Origin of the sequence: Streptomyces sp. TLI_185 (assembly GCF_003814765.1) — a bacterium.
Classification (GTDB): domain Bacteria; phylum Actinomycetota; class Actinomycetes; order Streptomycetales; family Streptomycetaceae; genus Streptomyces.
In genome coordinates, this window is sequence record NZ_RKRB01000001.1 from 8,203,362 (window position 1) to 8,225,779 (window position 22,418).

Consider the following 22,418-nt stretch of genomic DNA (forward strand, 5'->3'; position numbering starts at 1 on the left):
ACCGGAGGTAACCCGTCGGTAAGTTACGTGCCAGTAACGATTGTTGTCGTGTGAATGAATTCAGGAGGCACGGTGGGAGTTGCGGGGAGCGGCGGGTGTCGGCAAGGGTGCCTGTGCCGCCCGGGTCACGTCCGCGACGAGCTCGGCGACGTCCGGGCCGTACGCCTGTGAGTTGACCACCTTCAGCAGCAGGACGAACGTGTTGTTGCCGTACTTGCGGGCCAGCCGTTCGTGGTTGCGGGCGAGGTAGCGGGTCGCGGCCTGGTTGGTGATCGCGGTCTGGCCGCTGAAGAGGAAGACGGGGCGGGTCAGGCCGGGCTGTCCGGCCGTCAGCCGTGCCAGCAGCACGTATTCGGACAGGCCCTTCTCCATGCGGTAGCGCTCGCTGCCGATCTGGAACGCCAGCCGGTCCGGGCCCGGCTCCGGGTCGGTGTTCACCCGCACTCCGGGCAGCATGGCATGCATGTGGGCCGCCATGCGCCGGTTCGAGCCCGGACCGCCGACGCAGAACTCGGTCCGTTCGCCGAAGCCCTGCCGGGCCGCGTCCTGGGTGATCACCTCGGCATGTGCGCCGCAGTCCTTGATGAGCGCGGCGAGTTCCAGGAGTGCGAACACGTCGTAGCGGTGCACCGCGAGGTCCGGGCTGCCGGCGTCGCGGTTGACGACGAGCAGCGACTCGGAGTGGTCGGGCAGCCCGAAGAACGCCTGCTTGCGGCGGAGTTTCCGCTTCCACAGGTAGGTACGGGCCAGCCAGCCGAGCGCGGCACTGATGGCCGCCGCGACCACGCCCAGGACGATGTTGCGCAGGTCGTCATTCATGGGCGCGCATGCTAGCGGGCCGATATGGCTGGTACGTACCGGTGTTCGATCCGTGGCATTCGTATGACAGCAGCCGGAAGGGGGCTGTTGGGGCCCCGGACGATGCGGTTACGCTGCGCGGACGTCCCTGACTGGAGGTACGGATGCGTCGCCCTGTCGCGCGGAAACTCTCGGTCCTGGCGGTCTCTGCCGCCGTGGTGTCGATCGGGGCGGCAGCACCGCCGACCACGGCGACGACACCGCAGAAGGTGCCCGTCGCCGTCGGGTACGGCGGCGCCGTCGCAAGCGTCGACGCGGACGCGTCCGCCGCCGGCATCGAGGTCCTGAAGAAGGGTGGCAACGCGGTCGACGCGGCCGTCGCCACCGCGGCCGCGCTCGGCGTCACAGAGCCCTACTCCTCCGGCGTCGGCGGAGGCGGCTACTTCGTCTACTACGACGCCAAGTCCCGTACGGTGCACACGATCGACGGCCGCGAGACCGCGCCGCTGACCGCCGACTCCAATCTCTTCGTGGAGAACGGCAAGCCGCTCGCCTTCGCCGACGCCGTCAGCAGCGGCCTGAGCGTCGGCACGCCGGGAACGCCCGCCACCTGGCAGAAGGCGCTCGACAACTGGGGCAGCAGAAGACTCGGCACGGTGCTCAAGCCCGCCGAGCGGATCGCCCGGGACGGCTTCACGGTCGACGACACCTTCCGTTCGCAGACCGCCTCCAACGAGACCCGGTTCCGCTACTTCCCGGACACGGCCAAGCTGTTCCTGCCGGGCGGGCAGCTCCCGGTGGTCGGCTCCACCTTCAAGAACCCCGATCTCGCCCGCACCTACGAGGAGCTGGGCAGGAAGGGCGTCGGCGCGATCTACGACGGTGACCTCGGGGACGACATCGTCCGCACCGTGAACAAGCCGCCGGTGGACCCGGGTTCCGGCTGGAACGCCCGTCCGGGCAAGCTGTCCGACAAGGACCTCGCGGCCTACCGCGCCAAGCTCCAGGCGCCCACGAAGACCTCGTACCGAGGACTCGGCGTCTACTCCATCGCGCCCTCTTCCTCCGGCGGCACGACCGTAGGCGAAGCCCTCAACATCCTGGAGAAGACGGACCTTTCGAAGGCGAGCGAGGTCCAGTACCTGCACCACTACATCGAAGCCAGCCGGATCGCGTTCGCGGACCGCGGGCGCTGGGTCGGCGACCCCGCCTTCGAGGACGTACCGACGAAGGAACTGCTCTCGCAGAAGTACGCCGACTCGCGTGCGTGCCTCATCAAGGACGACGCGGTGCTGACCAGCCCGGTGGCGCCGGGAGATCCGCGGAATCCCGCAGCGTGTGCATCCGGCGGTACGGCGGCCCCGACGACGTACGAGGGGGAGAACACCACCCACCTGACCGTGGCCGACAAGTGGGGCAACGTCGTCGCCTACACGCTCACCATCGAGCAGACCGGCGGCAGCGCGATCACCGTGCCCGGCCGTGGGTTCATCCTCAACAACGAGCTGACGGACTTCTCCTTCACCCCGGCCAACCCGGCCGTGCACGACCCGAACCTGCCCGGGCCGGGCAAGCGGCCGCGGTCCTCGATCTCGCCGACGATCGTGCTCGACAAGCACAACAAGCCGGTGGTGGCGCTCGGTTCGCCCGGTGGCGCGACCATCATCACCACCGTGCTGCAGACGCTCACCGAGTTCCTCGACCGCCATCTGCCGCTTGTCGACGCGATCGCGGCGCCGCGGGCCAGTCAGCGGAACGCTGCGCAGACCGAGCTGGAGCCGGCGCTCTACAACGACACCGGTGCGGGTGGTGTGCGGGCGCAGCTGGAGGCTATCGGGCACTCGTTCAAGTTGAACCCCGAGATCGGTGCGGCGACGGGTGTGCAGCGGTTGTCTGGGGGGAAGTGGCTGGCGGCGGCTGAGACTGTGAGGCGTGGTGGAGGGTCGGCGCAAGTGGTCGATCCTGCGCCGTAGGCGGCTGCGGGTGCGTGGGGGCTGGTCGCGCCCACGCGGCGGAGCCGCACATCGATACAGCCCCGCGCCCCTAAAGGGCGCGCCACGCTCCGTCGGCCCGTCACAACTGCGGCGGGGACCCCGCCAGCCGTTACAACTCCGGGGCGATCGGCAGATCCTCCGTACGGAAGGCCAGCCGGCCGTCCTCGACGTCCACCGTCACCCGGCCGCCCTCTACGACCCGGCCGTCCAGCAGCAACCTCGACAGCTCGTTGTCGACCTCGCGCTGGATGGTGCGGCGCAGGGGGCGGGCGCCGTACTCGGGCTGGTAGCCGCGTTCGGCGAGCCAGTCGACGGCCGGGTCCGTGAACTCGACCGTGACGCCCTGCGCCTGCAGCAGGCGGCGCGTCTTCTCCAGCAACAGGTCGGTGATCTGCCGCAGTTGGTCGCCGGTGAGCTGGCGGAAGACGACGATCTCGTCGATGCGGTTGAGGAACTCCGGCCGGAAGTGCTCGCGCAGCGGCCGGAGGATCTGCTCGCGCCGGGCCTCCTCGTCGGCGTCGGCACCACCCGCCCCGAAGCCGATGCCCGCGCCGCGCCGGGTGATCGCCTCGGAGCCGAGGTTGCTGGTCATCACGATGACCGTGTTGGTGAAGTCGACTGTGCGGCCCTGGGAGTCGGTGAGACGGCCGTCGTCGAGGACCTGGAGCAGGATGTTGAAGACGTCCGGATGTGCCTTCTCCACCTCGTCGAGCAGCAGGAGCGAGTACGGGTGCCGCCGCACGACCTCGGTCAGCTGGCCGGCCTCCTCGTGGCCGACATACCCGGGCGGGGCGCCCACCAGGCGGCTGACGGTGTGCCGCTCCTGGTACTCGCTCATGTCCAGGCGGACCATGCGCTCCTCACTGCCGAAGAGGGCCTCCGCGAGGGCGCGCGCCAGTTCCGTCTTGCCGACGCCGGTCGGGCCGAGGAAGAGGAAGCTGCCGATCGGCCGGTCGGGGCTGGCGAGTCCCGCGCGGGAGCGCATGACGGCCTCGGCGACCACGGCGACGGCCGCTTCCTGCCCGACGACCCGCTTGTGGAGGTGCTCCTCCAGGCCGAGCAGCTTCTCCTTCTCCTCCTGGGTGAGGCTGGCGACCGGGATGCCCGTCTGCCGGGACACCACCTCGGCGATCGCCTCGGCGGTCACCTCCAGCTGCCCCTCGTCGGCCTCGTCGCCGCCCGTGGTGTCCGCGATCCGCTTCTTCAACTCGCCGATGCGGTCGCGCAGCTGCGTCGCCTGCTCGTACTGCTCGTCGGCGACCGCCTGGTCCTTGTCGCAGGTCAGCTGCTCGACCTCGCGCTCCAGGGCCCGTACGTCGGTGCCTTTCGTCCGTGCCCGCAGCCGTACCCGCGCGCCGGCCTGGTCGATGAGGTCGATGGCCTTGTCGGGCAGGCGGCGGTCGGTGACATAGCGGTCGGAGAGTTCTACGGCGGCCACCAGGGCCTCGTCGGTGTAGCGGACCTGGTGGTGGGCCTCGTAGCGGTCGCGCAGGCCGCGCAGGATCTCGATCGTGTCCGGTACGGAGGGTTCGGGCACCAGGATCGGCTGGAAGCGGCGGGCCAGCGCCGCGTCCTTCTCGATCCGGCGGAACTCCTCCAGGGTGGTGGCGCCGACGATGTGGAGTTCGCCGCGGGCGAGCGCCGGCTTGAGGATGTTGCCGGCGTCCATCGACCCGCCCTCGCCGCCTGAGCCGGCTCCGACGACCGTGTGCAGCTCGTCGATGAAGACGATCAACTGGTCGGAGTGCGTGCGGATTTCGCCGACGATGTTGTTGAGGCGTTCCTCGAAGTCACCGCGGTAGCGGGTGCCCGCGACCACACCGGTGAGGTCCAGGGCGACCACCCGGCGCCCGATCAGTACGTCGGGCACGTCCCCGTCGGCGATGCGCTGCGCGAGCCCCTCCACGATGGCGGTCTTGCCGACGCCCGCGTCACCGATCAGCACCGGGTTGTTCTTGCCGCGCCGCGACAGCACCTCGATGGTCTGCTCGATCTCGTCCTCCCGGCCGATCACCGGGTCGATACGGCCCTGCCGGGCCAGTTCGGTGAGGTCCCGGCCGTACTTGTCCAGGGTGGGCGTGCCGGTGGCGCGTGCGTGCTCGGTACGGGGCTGTGTGGTGTCCGGTGCCTCGGGCGGCAGCCCGGTGGGCGCGAAACGGGCCGAGTGGAGGATGTGCCCGGCCGCCGAGTCGGGGTTCGCGGCCAGGGCGCTGAGCACGTGCTCGGGGCCGATGTAGCCGGCGCCGCTGGCCCGCGCCAGGTCGTGGGCGTCGAGCAGGGCCCGCTTGACGGCGGGGGTGAGGGAGAGCGAGGTGGGAGGGGGCGCTTCCTCCGCTGTGTGCTGGACCGGGCCGGAGCGTTCGTCGATCTCCGAAGCCAGCGAGTCGGGATCCGCGCCGGCCCGGCTGAGCAGACTCCGGGTCGGCTCGCTGGCCAGCGCGGCCCGCAGCAGATGCTGGGTGTCCAGGTCGCGGCTGCCGTGCTCGGCCGCGTACTGGGCGGCCCCACGGACCAGTTCCCGGGCGGGCTGACTGAGCAGCCTCCCTATGTCGATCTGCCGGGGGCCCGGGCGCGGGCCGCTGAAGAAGCGGGCGAGGAATTCTCCGAAGGGGTCGTAGCCCTCAGGACCACTGAAGCCGCTGGTCATGGCCTTCCGTTCCGGCGTCCCGACGGGCGGACCGGGACGCGCTCGCTGATCGACGTGCCGGCCCGTGCGGGTGCCCCAGCAGGGCCCGGTCACACCACCTTCGCACGACCGCCGGACGGGGGCACGTCCAGAAGCGCGGGGCGTTGCGCCCCGGCCGTCCGGCACCAGGGCGGGCGCCCGTGCCATGGCCACTCGCCGGCGCCGGGACGGCCGTAGGGGATGTCGGTCCCGTCAATTCCGGGCGGTGAGGATCCTCGGTCCGGCGTCCGTGATCGCCACCGTGTGCTCCACGTGGGCCGCGCGTGAGCCGTCGTTCGTGCGCAGGGTCCAGCCGTCCGCCGCCGCGTGGTAGTCGTCCCGGCCGCCCGCGATGAGCATCGGCTCGATGGCGAGGGCCATGCCGTGGCGCAGGGGCAGGCCACGCCTCGGGCGGCCCTCGTTCGGGACCCCGGGGTCCTCGTGCATACGGCGCCCGATGCCGTGTCCGCCGAAACCGTCCGGGATGCCGTAGCCCGCCGCGCGGCACACCGAGCCGATCGCGTGCGCGATGTCGCCGATGCGGTTGCCGACCACCGCCGCCTCGATGGCCGCCGCAAGTGCCTGTTCCGCCGTATCGATCAGCCGTACGTCCGCCGGGCGCGGCTCGCCGACCACGAAACTGGTCGCCGAGTCGCCGACCCAGCCGCCCAGTTCGGCGCCGCAGTCGATGGAGACCAGGTCGCCGTCGCGCAGCCGGTAGCCGGTCGGGATGCCGTGCACGATCGCGTCGTTCACCGAGGCGCAGATGACCGCGGGGAAGGGGACGGGGGCGAAGGAGGGGCGGTAGCCGAGGAACGGGGAGGACGCCCCCGCCTCGCGCAGCACCCCGCGGGCCACCTCGTCCAGCTCCAGCAGGGAAACACCCACGTCGGCGGCCTTTCGTACGGCCGTCAGCGCGCGCCCGACCACCTGCCCCGCCTCGTACATGGCGTCGATCGATGTGTCTGTCTTCAGCTCCACCATGCCAATTACTATACCGGTATTAGAATGACGGTATGGTGCGCACCCCTCTCACCCCCGAAGAGCGCGAACGCGGCGAGCGGCTCGGGCGACTGCTCCGCGAGGCCCGCGGCGGGCGGAGCATGACGGACGTCGCGGCGGACGCCGGAATCTCCGCGGAGACCCTGCGGAAGATCGAGACGGGCCGGGCCCCGACGCCGGCCTTCTTCACGGTCGTGGCACTGGCCCGAGCGCTCGGCCTGTCGATGGACGAACTCGCCGGGGCCTGCGCGCCGGTCACGGTGTGAGTTCCCCAAGAGCTCCCCGCGCGCACGTCACGTTCCGGCATGCAGGGCGTACTCTGCGTTCCGTCGGAAAACTTCTCGTAGCGCTCCTGTAACACGGCTCGTGTTGTCTAACGGACCGGAGTGCTCCGGTCTGGCAGGAGTTGGGCGATGGCTGTGGATCAACTCCCGGGCCGGGTACGGGAGTTCGTGAACTACCTGAACGGCCTGCTGGCGCGCCTGGATCAGGGCGGCGGCTGGTGCGCCGTCTTCTGGCAGCGCGACCCCGACGGGATGCGGGCCTGTCTCGAGGGGCGGGAAGTGCCGCCCTGGGACGTGCTCGAGGCCCTCCTGCAGGACCTCGCCGCGGAGTACGGTCCGGCTGCCGTCGCCCAGGAGAAGGAGCGGGCCCGCGGGCTGCACACCGCCGCGCTGGCGGCGCACGACGCCCGGCCCGGCGGCCGGGACGCCCTCGGTGACCGGCTCGACGTCATGCTCCGCGAGCAGCGCTACGCCGCGGAACGCCAGGCGGAACTGGGCCACCGGCTCGCCGCCGCCACCACCCAGCAGGAGGCCGACGCCCTCCGCCTCGACCTGGCCTGGGCCCGCGACGACCACGAACGGGCCACCGCCCGCTGCGCCGAACTCCGGTCCCGGATGGCCGACTTGGACAGCCGCACGGCAGACGGCCGGGCGGCGGCGATCCGCCGGGCCCGCATCGCGCAAGGCGCGGTCTACCGCATCGACAGGGAGTTCACCCCCGACGAGACGCCGTCGACCGACACCCCTTCGGACGACCGCGAGTCCCACAACCCGGCCTTCCCGCACCAGCGCGGCTCGTACGACCCCGGCCCCGCAGACGGGCAACAGGGGCCGTACGAGGCCGGCACCCCGGCCCGCACACAGCCGCCCGACACGCACGGCGGTGGCCCTGCGTGGGCCCGGAGCGAGCAGGCCGGCCCCTACGAGGCCGCTGCCTCCGGTGCGGCGGGGCCGTACGAATCGCGCGACCGTGGTCCTGCGGGGGCGGGGCAAGGTTCGCGCGGCTCGGGTGCCGCGGGGGTGCGCGGTGGTGCGTTCGAGCGCGGTGGCGTGGATGGGTTGCGGGGTGGCCCGTTCGGGGCGGGTGCTTCCGGTGCGGCGCGGCCGTACGAGTCGTATGGCCGTGGTCCCGCAGGGGCGGGGCAAGAGGTGCGGGACTCCGGTGCTGCAGTGGCGCGCACAGGTGCCGCAGACGGGCTGCGTGGCTCCTACGAGTCCGGTGCCCGTGGGGCGTCAGAGCACCGTGGCCCGTTCGAGGCGGCGCGTCCTGCCTCGTACGACGGCGGCTTTCCGAGCGCGCCCCAGCGTGACGCGCACACGGATCCCGCGGACGGCCCGGGTTCCTCCGGCGCGGCACAGCCCGCCCCTGAACCCCCCGCCCCCAAGCAGCGCAAGCGCCGTCGAGGCAGTGCCCGGTTTGCCGGGATGGTCGAGGAAGCGACCGCTCCCGTAGTCGTGCCGCCGACCGATGCGTCCGTCCTGCCCACTCCCAAGGCCACCGGCCGTACCCCGCGCGGAGCGCGGTTCGCAGGGGCTGCCGAGGTGGCGGAGCGGCCGCAGCAGCCGGAGGCCGAGCCCTTGGACACGGCGGGGCCGCGGGAGGTCGTCGGAACCGTCGAGCGGCTGGTGCAGCTGCGTGCCGAGGGGCGCAGCGGCGAGGCGCACGCCCTGCTCGTCGACGCCGCCCACTGGCCCGCCGCCCGTTTCCCGCTGCTCGCCGCGGAACTGCAGCGCGCCGGGCTCGGCGCCGACTGGGCTTCCCTGCTGTGGGAGGCCGCCTCGCTGCCCGCCGACCGGCTCGTGGCCGCCGCGGACGCCCTGGTCGCGGCCGGGCGCGGGAACGACGGGGAGCAGATCCTGCGGCAGGGCGTCGCCCGCCCCGCCACCGAGATAGGGCGGGCCGTCCTGGGACTGGCCGGGGAAGGGCGCGACCGCGAGGTGCGCGCGCTGCTCGACGCATACGTCCGCGTCCGCACCCCCGAGGAGGCGGCCCGCAGCGCCGAGCCCGACCCGGGGGCTCTCGTACCGCTGCTCCTGGAGGCGGCGCAGGGCGTTTCGGAGGAGCGACACTGGGATCTGGTGCACGCTCTCCGGGTCGCCGGCTTCACCGCCTGACCCACCTCCTCCACCCGTCCCACCGGCCCCTCCGCTCCTCCACCGGAGTGCGAAACGTGATCGACTCCGCGGGTTAACGGCGATGGTCTTGGCAAGGCTCTCCCGGAGGCTTACGTTCATCCCTCTACGGCCTGTTCTACGGGCGTAGAGGCTCTGACGACCCGCCGAAGGAGCAGCTCATGGCCAACGTCGTACGTGCCGCTCTGGTCCAGGCCACCTGGACCGGCGACACCGAGTCCATGGTGGCGAAACACGAGGAGCACGCCCGCGAGGCGGCCCGCCGGGGTGCGAAGATCATCGGGTTTCAGGAGGTCTTCAACAGTCCCTACTTCTGCCAGGTCCAGGAACCCGAGCACTACCGCTGGGCCGAGCAGGTGCCCGAGGGGCCGACCGTGAGTCGTATGCAGGATCTCGCCCGCGAAACAGGCATGGTGATCGTCGTGCCGGTCTTCGAGGTCGAGCAGTCCGGCTTCTACTACAACACCGCCGCCGTGATCGACGCCGACGGCACCTTCCTCGGCAAGTACCGCAAGCACCACATCCCGCAGGTCAAGGGCTTCTGGGAGAAGTACTACTTCAAGCCCGGCAACGTCGGCTGGCCCGTCTTCGACACGGCGGTCGGCAAGGTCGGCGTGTACATCTGCTACGACCGCCACTTTCCGGAGGGCTGGCGCCAGCTCGGCCTCAACGGCGCCCAGTTGGTCTACAACCCCTCCGCCACCCACCGCGGCCTCTCCTCCTACCTGTGGCGGCTGGAGCAGCCCGCCGCGGCCGTCGCCAACGAGTACTTCGTCGCCGCGATCAACCGGGTCGGCATCGAGGAGTACGGCGACAACGACTTCTACGGGACGTCGTACTTCGTCGACCCGCGCGGCCAGTTCGTCGGTGACACCGCGAGCGACAAGACCGAGGAACTCCTCGTCCGCGACCTCGACTTCGACCTGATCGAGGAAGTGCGGCAGCAGTGGGCGTTCTACCGTGACCGACGACCCGACGCCTACGAAGGGCTGGTGCAGCCGTGACCGACCTCTACGCCCGCCACAAGTCGGTACTGCCCGACTGGCTCGCCCTCTACTACGAGGACCCGCTGGAGATCACGCACGGCGAGGGCCGGTACGTCTGGGACTCGGACGGCAACAAGTACCTCGACTTCTTCGGCGGCATCCTCACCACGATGACCGCGCACGCGCTGCCCGAGGTCACCAAGGCGGTCAGCGAGCAGGCCGGGCGGATCCTCCACTCGTCCACGCTCTACCTCAACCGCCCGATGGTCGAACTCGCAGAGCGAATCGCCCAGTTGAGCGGCATTCCGGACGCCCGCGTCTTCTTCACCACCTCCGGCACCGAGGCGAACGACACCGCCCTGCTGCTCGCCACCACCTACCGGCAGAGCAACACGATCCTGGCGATGCGCAACAGCTACCACGGCCGCTCCTTCAGCGCGGTCGGCATCACCGGCAACCGCGGCTGGTCCCCGACCTCGCTGTCACCCCTCCAGACGCTGTACGTCCACGGCGGCGTCCGCACCCGCGGCCCGTACGCCTCCCTCAGCGACGACGACTTCATCGCGGCCTGTGTCGACGACCTGAAGGACCTGCTCGGCCACACCCGCCCGCCCGCGGCCCTGATCGCCGAGCCCATCCAGGGCGTCGGCGGCTTCACCTCCGGGCCGGACGGCCTGTACGGGGCGTTCCGTGACGTCCTCGCCGAGCGCGGCATCCTGTGGATCGCCGACGAGGTGCAGACCGGCTGGGGCCGCACCGGCGACAACTTCTGGGGCTGGCAGGCACACGGCCAGAGCGGCCCGCCGGACATGCTCACCTTCGCCAAGGGCATCGGCAACGGCAGCTCCATCGGCGGTGTCGTCGCCCGCGCCGAGATCATGAACTGCCTCGACTCCAACAGCATCTCCACCTTCGGCGGCACCCAGATCACCATGGCCGCCGGCCTCGCCAACCTCTCCTATCTGCTGGAACACGACCTGCAGGGCAACGCCAGGCGCGTCGGAGGGCTGCTCATCGAGCGGCTGCGGGCCGTCGCCGCCCAGGTCCCGCACGTACGGGAGGTGCGCGGCCGCGGCCTGATGCTCGGCATCGAGCTGGTGAAGCCGGGAACCGACGAGGCCGACCCGGACGCCGCGTCCGCCGTCCTCGAAGCGACCCGCGCGGACGGGCTGCTCATCGGCAAGGGCGGCGGCCACAACACCAGCGCCCTGCGCATCGCCCCACCCCTGTCCCTCACGGTCGCGGAGGCCGAGGAGGGCGCCGCGACCCTCGAACGCGCTCTGAGGAGCCTTACGCAGTAGTGCGCTGAGCAAGGGAAGACCGCCATGACCACCACTTTCGGGAGCCTCGAACCCGCCCTGTCGGTGCGCCAGGTGCTGACTCTGGAACGGGTTCTCGCCGGGGAGCCCGAGGTGGTGGCCGGCGCGGCCCAGCTCGACCGGCCCGTGCGCTGGGTGCATGTCGCCGAGGCGCCCGACGTGGGCGTCATGCTCAGCGGCGGCGAGATGGTGCTCACCACCGGCGTGCTGCTCGCCGGCGACGAGGAGAAGCAGGCCGAGTACATCCGGTCCCTGCACCGCGCCGAGGCCGCGGCCGTCGTGCTCGGCCTCGGGCGGGCCTTCCCCTCCCCACCGGACGTGATGCGCAGGGCCGCCGAGCGCTGCGGGCTGCCGATGATCGTCCTCCACCGGCCCTTCCCGTTCGCGGAGTTGACGGAGGAGGTCCAGGCCCGGCTGGTACGGCGGAAGTTCGCCGCCGTGAGTCTGTCGGAGTCCGTCCGCACGGCGCTCACCGGACTCATCACCGCGGGCGCCCCGCTGCAGCGGCTCCTCGACGAGGTCGCCCAGCACAGCGCCTGCCCGGTCGTCGTCACCAACCTCGCCCACCGCGTCCTCGCCACGGCGGGGGAGCGGCCGGCCGTGGACGACGTGCTGCGCGACTGGGAGCGCATCGCCCGGCAGGCCGGCGGCAGCGAGGGCGACGGCTGGATCCGCGCCGAGCTCGGCGGGCGCGGCGAGCGCTGGGGCCAGATCATGCTGTGCGGCTACCGCGGCGACACCGCCACCGGACGCCTGCTCGCCGACCGGGCCGCCGAGGCCCTCGTCCTGCACCGTATGCTCGGCGGCACCTCGGCCCACACCTGGGAGGAGCAGTCCGCGCAGAGCCTGCTCACCGACCTGGTCAGCGGGGTCGTACCGGCCAGGCAGCTGCTGCCACGTGCGCGTGCCGCCGGACTGCCGGTCAACCGGCGCACCTTCGTACCGCTGGTGGTACGGGACGGCGATCTCGCTCAACTGGACCGCGTGCTGCGCATGTTGGGCCTGTCGGGCCTCGTCGCCGAGCTCGCCGACGAAGCCACCGCCGTGCTGCTCAGCCTCGCCCGCGACCAGGACGCGGCCGCCCTCACCACGCACTTCGCGGCCCGGCTGCGTACGGAATCGGGGTCGACGAAGACCGTGGTGGCCGCCGCCGACCCGCGCACCGCCTGGGACGACGTGCCCGCCGGACTGCGCGAGGCGCAGCACGTCGCCGACGCCGTGGCGGACTCCTCGGCCGCCCTCGACCTCCCGGCCGTCGTACGCCTCAAGGACGTACATCTGCGCGGCCTGATCCGGCTGCTGCGGGACGATCCGTATGTGCAGTCGTTCGCGGAGCGGGAGCTGGACGGGCTGCTGTGCTCGGCCGACGAGGACCTGCTGTCCGTGCTGCGCACCTATCTCGCCACCGGCCGCAACAAGTCCCGCACCGCCCAGCTCCACCATGTCTCCCGGCCTGCCCTGTACCGCCGCCTGGAGGCCATACAGGGTCGCCTCGGTGTGGACCTCGACGACTTCGAGCAGGCCGCCTCGGTGCACATCGCGCTCCTCGCGCACGACGCGCAACAGGGCTGAAACATGCCACGACCTGGGAAAACGGCGGTGAAACATGGGCTCGGGAAAGGGTGACAGCGTGGCACGCCGCACGACCGCAGACGTGACAGCGTGCAACTCAACGCCGGTTTTCGGACTTCCTAGTCTTCTGGGGCGGGCGTCGGAAGTTCCGTCTGCCCCGCGACGCCCGGCACGCACTCTCGACGCACCGCGCACAAGCCCGAGTACATCCAGTACGAGGGCTTGCGCGCGGCACGCCGAGAGCACGCACCGGACGCCGCAGGGCCCGCCCTTCGGGCGGACGACGGCACTTCCGACGCCCGCCCCAGCACACCGAGCGACCGGAGGTCCCGATGAGCAGAGTGATTCGTGCCGCCCTCTTCCAGACCGCGTGGACGGGCGACAAGGAGTCGATGATCCAGGTACACGAGCAGGCGGCCCGCGACGCGGCCGCGCAGGGTGCTCAGGTCCTGTGCTTCCAGGAACTGTTCTACGGGCCCTACTTCTGCCAGGTCCAGGACAAGGCGTTCTACGAGTACGCGGAAGCGATCCCGGACGGCCCGATCGTCAAGCGCTTCCAGGCGCTCGCCAAGGAACTGGGCATCGTCCTGATCCTGCCGATGTACGAGGAGGAGCAGCCCGGCGTCCTCTACAACACGGCCGCGGTGATCGACGCGGACGGCTCGTACCTCGGCAAGTACCGCAAGCACCACATTCCCCAAGTACCGGGATTCTGGGAGAAGTTCTACTTCCGCCCCGGCAACGTCGGCTGGCCGGTCTTCGACACCAAGGTCGGGAAGATCGGCGTCTACATCTGCTACGACCGCCACTTCCCGGAGGGCTGGCGGGCGTTGGGGCTCGCGGGCGCCGAGATCGTCTTCAACCCGTCGGCCACCTCGCGCGGCCTGTCCGCCTATCTGTGGCAGCTGGAGCAGCCGGCCGCGGCCGTCGCCAACGAGTACTTCGTCGGCGCGATCAACCGGGTCGGTGTGGAGGAGCTGGGCGACAACGACTTCTACGGGACGACGTACTTCGTCGACCCGGAGGCCCAGTTCGTGGGCGAGGTGGCCTCCGACAAGGAGACCGAACTCGTGGTCCGCGACCTGGACCTGGCCAAGCTCCGCGAGGTCCGCGACCGCTGGCAGTTCTTCCGAGACCGCCGCCCCGACGCGTACGCACCGCTGACCGCTCCCTGATCGCCGCCGAGCGTCACCACCGCAGGCCCGGTGCACAGGGATCGGGCCTGCGGGGCACGAGGGGCTTTCAGCACCGTCCGTCATAAGGAGAGGGAGAATGAGCAGCCGTACCGTCATCCGTGGTGGCCTCGTGATCACCGCGTCCGACGAACTCCACGCCGACGTCCTCATCGAGGACGGCCGCATCGCCGCCCTCGCTGCCGCCGGCACTTCCGCCGCCGAGGCCTGGACGGCCGAGCGGACCATAGACGCCACCGGCAAGTACGTCATCCCGGGCGGCGTCGACGCCCACACCCACATGGAGCTGCCGTTCGGCGGCACCTTCGCCTCGGACACCTTCGAGACCGGTACCCGGGCGGCCGCCTGGGGCGGTACGACCACGATCGTCGACTTCGCCGTGCAGAGCGTCGGCCACTCCCTGCGCGAGGGCCTCGACGCCTGGCACGCGAAGGCGGAGGGCAACTGCGCGATCGACTACGGCTTCCACATGATCGTCTCCGATGTGAACGAGGAGACGCTCAAGGAGATGGACCTGCTCGTGGAGGAGGGTGTCACCTCCTTCAAGCAGTTCATGGCCTACCCGGGTGTCTTCTACTCAGACGACGGTCAGATCCTGCGCGCCATGCAGCGCTCCGCCGAGAACGGCGGCCTGATCATGATGCACGCCGAGAACGGCATCGCCATCGACGTGCTGGTGGAACAGGCGCTGGCCCGCGGCGAGACCGACCCCCGCTACCACGGTGAGGTCCGCAAGGCCCTGCTGGAGGCCGAGGCCACGCACCGCGCCATCAAGCTCGCACAGGTGGCGGGCGCCCCGCTGTACGTCGTGCACGTCTCGGCCATGGAGGCAGTGGCCGAGCTGGCGCGGGCGCGCGACGAGGGGCTTCCCGTCTTCGGCGAGACCTGCCCGCAGTACCTGTTCCTGTCCACCGACAACCTTGCCGAGCCGGACTTCGAGGGTTCGAAGTACGTGTGCAGCACGCCGCTCCGCCCCAAGGAGCACCAGGCCAAGCTGTGGCAGGGGCTCCGGACCAACGACCTCCAGGTCGTCTCCACCGACCACTGCCCCTTCTGCTTCGTGGGCCAGAAGGAGCTCGGCCGAGGGGACTTCTCCAAGATCCCCAACGGTCTCCCGGGTGTCGAGAACCGCATGGACCTCCTCCACCAGGCCGTCGTCGAGGGCCACATCTCCCGGCGCCGCTGGATCGAGATCGCCTGCGCCACTCCGGCCCGGATGTTCGGCATGTACCCGAAGAAGGGCACGATCGCGCCCGGCGCCGACGCCGACGTCGTCATCTACGACCCGAACGCCGAGCAGGTCATGTCCGTCGAGACGCACCACATGAACGTCGACTACTCGGCCTACGAGGGCAAGCGCACCACCGGCCGGGTCGAGACGGTCCTCTCGCGCGGCGAAGTCGTCATCAACGAGCGGGAGTACACCGGACACGCCGGCCACGGTGTCTACACCCCGCGCTCCACCTGTCAGTACCTCAACTAGGAGTGGCGCACATGGACTTCGGACTCGTCCTGCAGACCGACCCGCCGGCCTCGAAGGTCGTCAGCCTGATGAAGCGCGCCGAGCGCAACGGCTTCACCTACGGCTGGACCTTCGACTCCGCCGTGCTGTGGCAGGAACCGTTCGTGATCTACAGTCAGATCCTGTCGAACACCACCAAGTTGACGGTCGGCCCGATGGTCACCAACCCGGGCACCCGCACCTGGGAGGTCACCGCCTCCACCTTCGCCACCCTCAACGACATGTTCGGCAACCGCACCGTCTGCGGCATCGGCCGCGGCGACTCCGCGATGCGCGTCGCGGGCCGCAAGCCCAACACCCTGGCACGCATCAGCGAGGCCATGAAGGTCATCCGGGCGCTGGGCCGCGGCGAGGAGGCCGACCTCGGCGGCACGGTGATCAAGTTCCCGTGGATCAAGCCGGGCGCCGAACTCCCCGTATGGATGGCGGCGTACGGCCCCAAGGCCCTGAAGATGACCGGCGAGGAGGCCGACGGGTTCATCCTGCAGCTCTCCGACCTCTACCTCACCGAGTACATGGTGAAGGCGGTCAAGGACGCGGCCGTCGCTGCGGGTCGTGATCCCTCCGACGTGAAGATCTGCGTGGCCGCCCCGGCCTATGTCACCGAGGACGACTCGCCCGAGGCGCTGGCTCATGCGCGCGACCAGTGCCGCTGGTTCGGCGGGATGGTCGGCAACCACGTGGCCGACCTGGTCTCCAAGTACGGCGAGCACTCCGCCGCCGTACCCGACGAGCTCACGGACTACATCAAGGCGCGCGAGGGGTACGACTACTCCCACCACGGGCGCGCAGACAACCCGGACACCCAGTTCGTACCCGACGAGATCGTCGACCGGTTCTGCGTCATCGGCCCGGTCGAGAAGCACATCGAGAAGCTGAACGCGCTGCGCGAGCTGGGCGTCGACCAGTTCGCCGTGTACGACATGCACGACGCACAGGAGGCCGTGATCGACGCGTACGGCACGCAGGTCATCCCCACCGTCAACTCCTGACCCACACCGCTCGGTTCACCTCCCCACCCCCCACTCCAGTTCTCCCCTCCCCCTCCCCGGGGAGGGGACCGGAGACCCGCACGGCCTTTCCGGACCCACCCCTCATTGATTGGCCTGCCCATGACCGACACCGCTCCCACGGCCATACCGCCGACCGCTCAAGTCACCCTCGACGACGGGCGCGTGGAGATCGCGCCGGGGTCCCCGCTGCCCAGCGGCCCGTACGCCAACGAGGACCTGCTCCCGGTCCCGGTCGAGAAGCGCACCTGGACCACGTACAACTTCTCCGCCCTGTGGGTCGGCATGGCCCACAACACGGCCTCCTGGACCCTGGCCTCCGGTCTGATCGCCGTCGGCATGGACTGGAAGCAGGCGGTGCTCACCATCGCCCTGGCCAACGTGATCGTGCTGATCCCGATGCTGCTCACCGGGCACGCGGGACCCAAGTACGGCATCCCCTTCCCGGTCTTCGCCCGTGCCTCCTTCGGCATCCGCGGCGCCAACCTCCCCGCCGTCGTACGGGCGTTGGTGGCATGCGGCTGGTTCGGCATCCAGACCTGGATCGGCGGGGAGGCGATCTACTTCCTCGCCGGGAAGCTGATCGGCAACGGCTGGTCCGACGCCGGGAAGGTCGGCGGGTACGCCTGGACGATGTGGCTGTCGTTCGCGATCTTCTGGGTGATCCAGGTCGCCATCATCTACCGGGGAATGGAGACGATCCGCCGGTTCGAGAACTGGGCGGCGCCCTTCGTCATCGTCGGCGCGCTGGTGATGCTGATCTGGATGAGCAACAAGGCCGGCGGCTTCGGCCCGTTGCTGGACCAGCCCTCCAAGCTCGGCTGGGGCGGCGGCTTCTGGAAGCTGTTCTGGCCGTCCCTCATGGGCATGATCGGCTTCTGGTCCACGCTGTCGCTGAACATCCCGGACTTCACCCGCTACGGGAAGTCGCAGAAGGCGCAGACGTGGGGCCAGGCGCTCGGTCTGCCCACGACCATGACGCTCTTCGCGCTGCTGTCCGTGCTGGTCACCTCCGGGTCGCAGGCCGTGTACGGGCAGACGGTCTGGGACCCGGTCCAGCTCGCCGCCAAGACGGACAACGTCTTCGGCCTGCTGTACGCGCTGGTGACCGTGCTGGTGGCGACCCTGTCCGTGAACATCGCGGCCAACCTGGTCTCGCCGGCCTTCGACTTCTCCAACATCGCGCCCCGGAAGGTCAGTTTCCGGGCAGGTGCGCTCGCCACCTGCGTCATCGGCGTACTGATCTTCCCGTGGAAGCTGTACTCCGACCCGCAGGGCTACATCTTCACCTGGCTCGGCCTGGTCGGCGGACTGCTCGGCACGGTCGCCGGCATCCTCATCGCCGACTACTGGATCCTGCGCCGCGGCAGGCTCGACCTCGTCGACCTGTACCGGGCGGGCGGCCGCTACTGGTACGAGGGAGGCTGGAACTGGCGGGCCGTCGTGGCCTTCGTGGCCGGTGGTGTGCTGGCGATCGGCGGCGCCAGCTTCAAGCCGCTGATCGACGGGCGGCCCGTCCCGGCGCTGGAACCCCTTGCGGACTACGGCTGGGCAGTCGGCCTCGGCACCTCGATGGTGCTGTACGTGGTGTTGATGCTGCTGCGCGGAAGGGACCGACTCGAGGTCTGAGCCTTCGCCTTCGCGCCTCGGAGGGCAGCCGGTCCTACTGGCTGCCCTTCAGCGCTGTCACGGCGTCCTTCGACGCCTTGATCGCACCCTTGTTGATCTCGTCCGTGCTGGGCGCTTTCTTCGTCTCGAAGTCGCTGCCGTTGTACGTGACGACCACCAGCACGTTGGAGACCTGGGCGAACACCATGCCCTCGCGGGTCTGCTGCTTGTCCTCGGTGGTGAGATTGACGACGGAGTAGGCCTGGTCACCGAGTCCGGGAACCGCCCCTCCGCCGCTCTTCTCTCCAATTCGCTGCTTGTATGTGCTCTGTGCCGTTTCGTCCGATTTCATGACCTCGAAGGAGACGTCCAGCCACCGGTAGTCGTAGCCCTTGAGCGCGTTCCAGGAGCAGGTGCGGCGCAGTTTCGCGTCCGTCGACTGGATTTCCTTGCCGGCCGTCTTGGCGCCCGGAACGAGCGCCTTGAGCGTCTTCTCGGCCACGCTGCCGCACGGTGCGGGGGCGGCGGCGTACGTCTTGGTCTGCGCGGTCGTGGAAGGGGCGGAGGCCGACTGGTTGCCGGTCTTCGCTGCGTCCTTGTGCTCGGCGGTCGTCGTCGCCGCGGGGCCGGAGGTCAGTGCCCAGCCTGCCGCGGCCAGCACGACGACCGGGGACAGACGCGCGGTCAGAGCGAGCGGCAGAGGAAAATCGCGCACGGCACACTTTTCGGTGGGGGACGGTGTGCGGAGGGGGTCCGCACTGCGGACGGGGCGCCAGTCTCACATGAGTCCCTGTGAGACGGAAGTGCCAACTCGCTCCGTGGCCGCGCGGTTACTTTTCAGTCAACATCGGTCGGCATGCGGCGCGGCCGTTCGGCGGTGACGAGCCGGACGCCACCGCGCATCCCGACCTCGACGTTCTCCCATCCCTCCAGTACCACCCGGATGCGGTCGGGGCCGGAGCGGGACCCGGGCCACACCAGCGCCAGTCGGCCGCCCGGCATCAGCGCCCGCGCCAGATTGCGGAAGGTCGCCGCAGCGTCCGCGAAGGACAGCACGCCGCCCCGGCTGACGATCACGTCGTAGCCACACGGTGGGAACGGGTGGACCTGCGCGTCCGCCACCTGGTACGAGGCGTTCGAGACCTTCTCGGCGGCCGTCAGCTTCTGGGCCGTGCGCAGCAACGGCGCCGAGATGTCGACGCCCACCGCGTGCCCCCGCGAGGCCAGCCGGGCGGCGATCCGGGTCGTGGCCCCGGTGCCGCAGCCGACGTCGAGGACACGGTCGGCGGGCTTGACGGCCGCCGCCGCGAAGAGCGCGACGTGGACGCCGTTCCAGGTGTATGGCTGCCGGATGTCGGCGATCGCGGTCATGACGTCTCCCGGGCGGCATGCAGACTGAACGAGCTCTCCATGCGGTCCACGGCGGCGAAGGCGCCGTAGGAGACGAGGTGGACGAGGCAGTGGTCGGTGTGCTCCGGCCGGCGCCAGGCCGTCACGTCCTCCTCGGTGATGCGGTACGGCGCGAGGGCGGCAAGCAGCGCGAGCCGCGCTCCGGGGTGCTCTCGGCGGTCGGGGAGCCCGGCCCACGCGAGGGGCGGGTGCGAGCCGTCCCAGTCCCACAGGGTCTCCCGTACGAAGGCCTGCTCGTCGGCGTCGAGCAGGCCTTCGCCGGCCGCGGTCGCCGACCGGAGTGCGGCGTAGGCCGGGCCGACGGTCGTGCCGGCCGCCCACGCCGGTCCCGGGGCCGGATCGTCGAGGAGGGCGAGAGCAGCGCCGGGCACGGGGGTCCGGCGTACGGTCCGGGCGAGCGAGCGGCCCGCGATGCTGCGTACCGGGCGCCACCGCTGGGCGTTGCCCGGCAGCAACTGCTCGGTCAGCAGGGCCGACACGATCCGGTTGATGAAGTGGAAGGCGAGCGCGGTGCCGATGTAGGCCGGGGCGTGCTCGCGCGGGAACGGGTACGGCATCAGGCCGGCGCCCGGCACGCGCGTGTGCTGCCCCCACGCGAGCACGCGCGCGTGCTCCTCGCGCTCCGGCTGCTCGCCCCGGGCCAGCCGTTCCGCGAGGGCGTGGTCTCCGGTGGCGTGCAGCAGGACCGTGTGCGCGTCCACGCAGAACGGGCACTTGTTGGCGCGCGACACCCCGTAGGCCGCCAGCTCCTTGCCGGTGCGGCTGCCCGGGCCGGCGATCAGTGACTCGCGCATCAACGCCCAGGTGGGGGCGAGGATTTCGGGCGCGGAGGACAGCACCACGAAGGTGGCCGCCCTGTCGATGCCGAAGTCGCGGGCGAGCTGCTCGTACACCTCGGCGACGCGGCCGGTGGCCGCCCTGGGCGGCAGGGGTTCGGTGAAGCGGAAGGGTGTGGACATGGGCAGCAGCGTGCGCCTCGGGGGCGGGCGCGGTCGTCGTACGGGCGAAGACAGTCCGCACTGCGACTGCGGGGCGCGGCGGGCCCGGGCACTACTACGGGAGGAGTAGCCGGAGAGCCGTCCACAGGTCTGACGCCGTTGTCGGTGCCGCCGTCTACTGTGCGTGCATGGGCGGGCATCCGGTCTCACGCAGGTACCTCGCCGACGTGGCCCTCGCGGTCGTCGTCGGCGCCCTCGTCATGACCACGGCCGCCTACGACTCGGACACCACCGCCGTCGACTACGCGCTGATCGCGCTGGGTTCGGCCGCCCTGTCGTTTCACCGTGCCGCCCCGCGCGCGGTGCTGGCCGTGGCGGCGGCGAGCGGCAGCGCCTACGTCCTGCATGCCCACCCGGGACCGGTCTCCGCGCTGCCTGTGTTCGCGGCCGCGCTCACGGCGGTCCGCCTGGGCCACCGCGGGTATGCGGCCGCCACGAGCGGCGTGTTCCTGGCGGCCTACTTCGCGACCGGGCCGACGACCCAGGAGGTCGTCGAGCGAACCGCGCTGCTCGCGGGCTGGTTCCTGTCCGCGGTGGTGGCGGGCATGGCGGACCGCAACTGGCAGGCGTATCTGCGCCAGACCGAACAGCGTGCCCTGGAGGCCGAACGCACGCGGGAGGAGGCGGCCCTGCGCCGTGCGGGGGAGGAACGCCTGCGCATAGCCCGCGAGTTGCACGACTCGCTCACCCACAGCATCTCGATCGTCAAGCTTCAGGCGGGAGTCGCGGTGCACCTCGCCCGCAAGCGCGGCGAGGAGATACCGCCCGCGCTGCTCGCGATCCAGGACGCGAGCGGTGAGGCCATGCGCGAACTGCGCGCCACCCTGGAGATCCTGCGCACCGACGAGCCGACCGGCACGCCCGCGCTGCTGGTGGAGCGGGCCTGCGCGGCGGGCCTCGCGGTGGAGCTGACGGTGACCGGTGAGGAACGGCCCCTGGCGGCGACGGTCGACCGTGCGGTGTACCGCATCGTCCAGGAGGCCCTGACCAACGCGGCCCGGCATGCGGGGGCCGCCAAGGTCGGCGTCCAACTCATCTACGAGGACGACGACTTGACGATACGGGTCGAGGACGACGGCACCGCCGACCCGGACCGCCCGCCCGCACCCGGTGTGGGCCTGACGGGCATGCGCGAGAGGGTGTCGGCGCTGGGCGGGACCCTGCACGCCGGCCCGAGAGCGGAGGGCGGCTTCGAGGTGCGGGCCAGGCTGCCCCTGGGGGAGACGCGATGATCCGGGTCGCCCTCGTCGACGACCAGGCGCTCATGCGCGCCGGATTCCGGGCCCTGCTGGAGGCCGAGGACGGTATCGAGGTGGTCGGCGAGGCCCCGGACGGCGAACAGGGGCTGGCGCTCGTGCGCGCACAGCAGCCGGACATCGCGCTGATCGACGTGCAGATGCCGGTGATGACGGGCATCGAGGCGACCCGCCGGATCGCCGCCGACCCCGCCCTGTCGGCCGTACGCGTCGTGATCCTCACCAACTACGGCCTCGACCAATACGTCTTCGAGGCCCTGCGGGCAGGTGCCAGCGGCTTCCTCCTCAAGGACACCGAACCGGCCGACCTGCTCCAGGCCATCGAGGTCGTGGCCCATGGCGAGGCGCTGCTCTCGCCGTCGGTCACCCGCACCCTGATCGGCGAGTTCGTCTCCCGCCCTCCGGACCGGTCGACGGCGCCCGGCCTGGACTGCCTCACCCGCCGCGAGCGCGAGGTGACGGCCCTGGCGGCGCGGGGCCTGTCGAACGAGGAGATCGCCGCACACATGGTCATCAGCCCGCTCACGGCGAAGACCCACATCAGCCGGGCGATGACGAAACTGGGGGCACGGGACCGGGCCCAGTTGGTGGTGTTCGCGTATGAGTCGGGGCTGGTGGCGCCGCGGGGTGGGGATCACTGGTTCGAGTGATCACCGTGCTGGATCGTC

Annotated in this window: 18 protein-coding genes; 12 read left to right on the forward strand and 6 right to left on the reverse strand. The window is 70.9% G+C overall.

Translation table 11 applies throughout. The features are described from left to right. Window positions 1–60 precede the first annotated feature (60 nt). Window positions 61–819, reverse strand: coding sequence for a hypothetical protein (locus EDD92_RS37750; RefSeq protein ID WP_185124248.1), 759 nt, complete (start codon window positions 817–819; stop codon window positions 61–63). Between the two features lie 143 nt (window positions 820–962). On the opposite strand from EDD92_RS37750, the gene ggt reads away from it, so the two are divergent. Continuing rightward, entirely contained in the window at window positions 963–2,771 is a 1,809-nt protein-coding gene (ggt, locus tag EDD92_RS37755) for a gamma-glutamyltransferase (protein ID WP_185124249.1), read from the forward strand. A gap of 130 nt (window positions 2,772–2,901) precedes the next feature. On the opposite strand, the gene EDD92_RS37760 is transcribed toward ggt, so the two are convergent. Beyond that, window positions 2,902–5,439: an ATP-dependent Clp protease ATP-binding subunit gene (locus EDD92_RS37760; protein ID WP_123968450.1), complete on the reverse strand. Its 2,538-nt coding sequence runs from the start codon at window positions 5,437–5,439 to the stop codon at window positions 2,902–2,904. 231 nt (window positions 5,440–5,670) lie between these two features. Next, window positions 5,671–6,441 carry a type I methionyl aminopeptidase gene (gene map / locus EDD92_RS37765; protein ID WP_123968451.1) on the reverse strand — a complete coding sequence of 257 codons (771 nt, stop codon included), beginning with the start codon at window positions 6,439–6,441 and terminating at the stop codon, window positions 5,671–5,673. A gap of 32 nt (window positions 6,442–6,473) precedes the next feature. Between map and EDD92_RS37770 the strand changes: the two genes are divergently transcribed. The 9 genes from EDD92_RS37770 to EDD92_RS37820 all read left to right on the forward strand — a co-directional run bounded on the left by EDD92_RS37770 (window position 6,474) and on the right by EDD92_RS37820 (window position 18,107). After that, window positions 6,474–6,725 carry a helix-turn-helix domain-containing protein gene (locus tag EDD92_RS37770; RefSeq protein ID WP_123968452.1) on the forward strand — a complete coding sequence of 84 codons (252 nt, stop codon included), beginning with the start codon at window positions 6,474–6,476 and terminating at the stop codon, window positions 6,723–6,725. A 147-nt stretch (window positions 6,726–6,872) separates the two neighbouring features. After that, window positions 6,873–8,858: a hypothetical protein gene (locus EDD92_RS50130; RefSeq protein WP_185124250.1), complete on the forward strand. Its 1,986-nt coding sequence runs from the start codon at window positions 6,873–6,875 to the stop codon at window positions 8,856–8,858. Between the two features lie 179 nt (window positions 8,859–9,037). Continuing rightward, window positions 9,038–9,880, forward strand: a complete 843-nt coding sequence (locus tag EDD92_RS37785; RefSeq protein ID WP_123968453.1) for a nitrilase-related carbon-nitrogen hydrolase — start codon at window positions 9,038–9,040, stop codon at window positions 9,878–9,880. Then, window positions 9,877–11,163 carry an aspartate aminotransferase family protein gene (locus EDD92_RS37790; protein WP_123968454.1) on the forward strand — a complete coding sequence of 429 codons (1,287 nt, stop codon included), beginning with the start codon at window positions 9,877–9,879 and terminating at the stop codon, window positions 11,161–11,163. The genes EDD92_RS37785 and EDD92_RS37790 overlap by 4 nt, the downstream gene beginning before the upstream one ends. Before the next feature lie 24 nt (window positions 11,164–11,187). Further along, on the forward strand, window positions 11,188–12,753 hold the full coding sequence (locus EDD92_RS37795) for a PucR family transcriptional regulator (protein WP_123968455.1): 1,566 nt from the start codon (window positions 11,188–11,190) through the stop codon (window positions 12,751–12,753). Between the two features lie 332 nt (window positions 12,754–13,085). Further along, window positions 13,086–13,928 (forward strand): nitrilase-related carbon-nitrogen hydrolase, encoded by an 843-nt coding sequence (locus tag EDD92_RS37805; RefSeq protein WP_123968456.1) that lies wholly within the window; start codon window positions 13,086–13,088, stop codon window positions 13,926–13,928. Window positions 13,929–14,025: 97 nt separating this feature from the next. Continuing rightward, window positions 14,026–15,429, forward strand: coding sequence for a dihydropyrimidinase (gene hydA, locus EDD92_RS37810; protein WP_123968457.1), 1,404 nt, complete (start codon window positions 14,026–14,028; stop codon window positions 15,427–15,429). 11 nt (window positions 15,430–15,440) lie between these two features. Continuing rightward, complete coding sequence (locus EDD92_RS37815) at window positions 15,441–16,460, forward strand: TIGR03842 family LLM class F420-dependent oxidoreductase (RefSeq protein WP_123968458.1); 1,020 nt, start codon at window positions 15,441–15,443, stop codon at window positions 16,458–16,460. Window positions 16,461–16,580: 120 nt separating this feature from the next. Next, window positions 16,581–18,107: an NCS1 family nucleobase:cation symporter-1 gene (locus EDD92_RS37820; RefSeq protein ID WP_185124251.1), complete on the forward strand. Its 1,527-nt coding sequence runs from the start codon at window positions 16,581–16,583 to the stop codon at window positions 18,105–18,107. A 34-nt stretch (window positions 18,108–18,141) separates the two neighbouring features. On the opposite strand, the gene EDD92_RS37825 is transcribed toward EDD92_RS37820, so the two are convergent. The 3 genes from EDD92_RS37825 to EDD92_RS37835 all read right to left on the reverse strand — a co-directional run bounded on the left by EDD92_RS37825 (window position 18,142) and on the right by EDD92_RS37835 (window position 20,455). Next, a complete protein-coding gene (locus tag EDD92_RS37825) occupies window positions 18,142–18,801 on the reverse strand; it encodes a hypothetical protein (protein WP_123968460.1) in 660 nt (219 codons plus the stop codon). A gap of 122 nt (window positions 18,802–18,923) precedes the next feature. Beyond that, complete coding sequence (locus tag EDD92_RS37830; RefSeq protein WP_123968461.1) at window positions 18,924–19,457, reverse strand: class I SAM-dependent methyltransferase; 534 nt, start codon at window positions 19,455–19,457, stop codon at window positions 18,924–18,926. Then, the gene (locus tag EDD92_RS37835; RefSeq protein ID WP_123968462.1) at window positions 19,454–20,455 is read right to left on the reverse strand and encodes a carboxymuconolactone decarboxylase family protein; all 1,002 of its coding nucleotides are present in this window, start codon (window positions 20,453–20,455) and stop codon (window positions 19,454–19,456) included. The genes EDD92_RS37830 and EDD92_RS37835 overlap by 4 nt, the downstream gene beginning before the upstream one ends. A gap of 167 nt (window positions 20,456–20,622) precedes the next feature. Here EDD92_RS37835 and EDD92_RS37840 point away from each other — a divergent pair, with 167 nt between their 5' ends. Together EDD92_RS37840 and EDD92_RS37845 are read left to right on the forward strand one after the other, a co-directional pair. Next, window positions 20,623–21,726, forward strand: coding sequence for a sensor histidine kinase (locus EDD92_RS37840; protein ID WP_123968463.1), 1,104 nt, complete (start codon window positions 20,623–20,625; stop codon window positions 21,724–21,726). Beyond that, complete coding sequence (locus EDD92_RS37845; RefSeq protein WP_123968464.1) at window positions 21,723–22,400, forward strand: response regulator transcription factor; 678 nt, start codon at window positions 21,723–21,725, stop codon at window positions 22,398–22,400. Before EDD92_RS37840 ends, EDD92_RS37845 begins: the two co-directional genes overlap by 4 nt. Window positions 22,401–22,418: the final 18 nt, after the last annotated feature.